This window comes from Streptomyces sp. NPDC058307 (assembly GCF_042880295.1).
In the GTDB taxonomy this organism is placed as follows: domain Bacteria; phylum Actinomycetota; class Actinomycetes; order Streptomycetales; family Streptomycetaceae; genus Streptomyces.
In genome coordinates this window covers 1-3,404 of the sequence record NZ_JBHVYZ010000148.1, presented here as the reverse complement: position 1 = coordinate 3,404, position 3,404 = coordinate 1, and the positions used below count along the sequence as shown (strand labels likewise).

The 3,404-nt window shown below is 70.7% G+C and carries 1 protein-coding gene; it reads right to left on the bottom strand.

Annotation, left to right across the window (positions count from 1 at the left end; translation table 11 throughout):
• The coding region (locus tag ACFVYN_RS41160; protein WP_390008002.1) for an AMP-binding protein at nucleotides 1–3,373 on the bottom strand (3,373 nt) is incomplete at its 3' end.
• Nucleotides 3,374–3,404 lie beyond the last annotated feature (31 nt).

Below are 3,404 nucleotides of genomic sequence, written 5' to 3'. Positions count from 1 at the left end.
ACACCGGCCCCGGCACCAACTCCCCCACACCCCCCACCACCAGACACGCACCCGAACCCAACGCCATCAACAACTCCCACGTCGCCGCATCAAAACCCGCCGACGCAAACTGCAGCACCCGACAGCCCACCCCCACCCCAAACCCCGCCACCTGCGCCGCAACCAAACTCCCCACACCCGCATGCGACACCACCACACCCTTCGGCCGCCCCGACGACCCCGACGTATAGATCACATAGGCGGGGTGCGCGGGCAGCAGCGGACCGCCGCGCTCGCTGTCGGTCAGGTCCGCCGCATCGGTGCCGTCGAGTTGCGCGATCATCGACGGGTCGTCGAGCACCAGCACGGGAACGCCGACCAGCCCCGGCACTGCCTGCTCGTACGCCTCGGTCGTGATCACACAGGACGGGCGTGCGTCGCCCAGCATGAACACCAGCCGCCCGACCGGGTACGCCGGATCGACGGGCAGATACGCACCCCCGGCCTTGAGCACGCCCAGCAGCGCCACCACCAGATCGGGCGAGCGCTCCATCACCACCGCGACGACCGATTCCGGCCCGACTCCCGCTGCCACCAGGCGGCGTGCCAATTTGTTGGCCCGCGCGTCCAACTCCGCGTACGACAGCTCGACTTCGTCGGACACCAGGGCGAGGGCTTCGGGAACACGCGCCACCTGTGTCGCGAACAGCTCCGGCACGGTCACGGCGGAAAGGTCGACGGCCGTGTCGTTCCACTCCACCAGCACCCGGCGGCGCTCCGTGTCGTCGAGCGTGGGCACCGCGCTCAGCGGCCGGTCGGGCTCCTCCTCGAGCGCGGTGGTGATGTTCGCGAGGCAGGTGTGGAGCATGTCGCTGACTTGGGCCGGATCGGCAGGCGCCAGCGCGTCCACCGTCAGGACGAAGCCGCTGCCGGTGTCGCTGACGGCTGCGTCCAGCGGGTAGTTGGTGCGGTCCCGGGACAGCCGTATGGTGACGCCCTCGATGCGGGGGCCGGTCCGCTCTGCGGCGCGTTGGTTGTGCCGGTAGTTGAAGATCGAGGTGAACAGGGGGCTGCCACCGGGCAGGGAGCTGGCCTTCTGGGCCAGCGCGAGCGGGGCGCTCTCGTGGACGATCAGGTCCGCGAGCTGGCTGCGCAGCTCTTGCAGCGCCACCAGGACACTTCGTTCGTCGACATGCACGCGTACGGGCAGCGTGTTGATGAACGGCCCGAGTACCCGGTCGGCCCCGGCACCCGCGTTCATACGTCCGAACAGCACCGTGCCGAAGACCACGTCGTCCCGCCCCGACACCGCCGCCAGTACCCGCGCCCAAGCGAGGTGGAACAACGACGCGGTGCTGACCCCCAGCCGCTGCGACACCCCGCGCACCCGCCTGGCCAGGTGCTCGTCCACCGGCAGCTGGACGCGGACCGCGTCCACGCCGTCACCGTGCACGTCAAGCAGCCCGAAGGGGGCCGTGGGCTCGGTGACGTCCCCGAGGAGACCGGAGAAGTGACGCTCGTGCTCCTCCCGAGCCGTCCCGAGCCGGGCCTGGGCCACGAAGTCGCGGAACGGCAGCGGCTCCGGAAGCGTCTCGCCCTGTCCGGACATGAACGCCCGAAGCTCCTCGACCAGCACCTCCAGTGTGCGGTGGTCCCGGATCATGTGGTGAATGCGCAGCAGCGCCAGCCAGCGGCCACTGTGCGGGTCCTGCGCGGTGAGCACGCGCAGCAGCGGGGGCCGGTCCATGTCGATCCAGGAGCCACCCGCGGCCACGAGCTGCTCAGCGGGGTCGGGCCCGTTCGGATCGAGCTCGATGTGCTCCACCGGCAGCGTCGCCCGGCGCGCGACGACCTGCAGCGGCTCGCGCAGCCCTTCCCATGCGATGGCGGTGCGGTAGATGTCGTGCCGGTCGATGACCTGCTGGAATGCTGCAAGGAACCCGTCGAGGCGGGCACGCGAATCAAATTCCAGCACGTGCGGCTGTACGTACACGTCACCGCGGTCCCGGTCGGCCATGAGGTGGAGGAAGAAGATGCCCTCCTGCAGGGGGGCCAGTGGATAGACGTCCGCCAGGTTGCCGGCCCCGCCGTCCACCGCGGCCACGACCCGCTCGATCCCGGCGGCGTCCAGGTCGACCAGCGGCAGCATCTCCGGAGTGATCTCCTGCGCATCGGCGGGAATCCGGTTCTGCGGCACCGTCACCTTCTCCGGTCCCGCCGCCCGCGCAAGTTCCGCCGGGGTGGGGTTTTCGAAGAGGCCCCGTACGGAAATGGACACCCCTCGCGCCCGGAGCTTCTCCACGAGCGACACAGCGAGGAGCGAGTGTCCGCCGAGGTCGAAGAAGTCGTCGTGGACGCCGACGGCGTCCAGGCCGAGGATCTCGGCGAACGCCCCGCAGAGGATCTCTTCCACGGGCGTGGCCAGCCCCCGGCTCGCAGCCGCCGCGCCGGTGTGGTCGGGGGCGGGCAGGGCGTGCTGGTCGAGTTTGCCGTTGCCGGTCAGCGGCAGCGCCTCCAGCACCACCACCGCGGACGGCACCATGTGCTCCGGCAGCTTCTGCGCGGCATGCGCGCGTACTGCGGCCGACAGCCCGGCCGCGTCCGCGTCCTCATCGACCGCCACCACATAGCCCACCAGCCGCCGATCACCCGGGGTGTCCTCGCGGGCGACCACCGCCGCCTGCAGCACACCCGGATGCGCCGCGATGACGGTGCGCACCTCGCCCGGCTCGATCCGGAAGCCGCGGATCTTCACCTGCCCGTCCGCACGCCCGACATAGACCAGCTGACCGTCCCCGGTCCACCGCACCCGGTCCCCGGTCCGATACATCCGCTCACCCACGGCGAACGGACACGCCACAAACCGCTCCGCCGTCAGCCCCGCCCGCCCCACATAACCCCGCGCCAGCTGAGCACCCGCCACATACAACTCCCCCACCACACCCGGCGCCACCGGCAACAACGCCTCATCCAGCACAAACAGCCGGGTGTTGGCGACCGGACGGCCCACCGCCACCACACCGCCCGCCACCGCATCGGCCGTCAACGGCCCGCACGCCACCCCGATGGTCGTCTCGGTCGGCCCGTAATGGTTGAACACCCCCCGCCCACCAGCCGCCGCCACCAACTCCCCCACCAGCTCGGACGACGCCGCCTCCCCGCCCACAACCAAAGACCGCCCCGGCACCAGCCGCGCCAGCCCACCCGCCGCACCCAACGCCGCCAGATGCGAGGGCACCACCTTCACAAAGTCGATCCGATGCTCCTCCAGATACCCGGCCACCACCGCCGGGTCCATCGCCGCATCCTCACCCAGAACATGCAGCTCACCCCCGCTGACCAGGCTCGCGAACAACACCGTGTTGCCCAGATCCGTCGCCTGCGCCTGCAACAACGCATACCGGCCCCCCGAAACCCCCCACCCC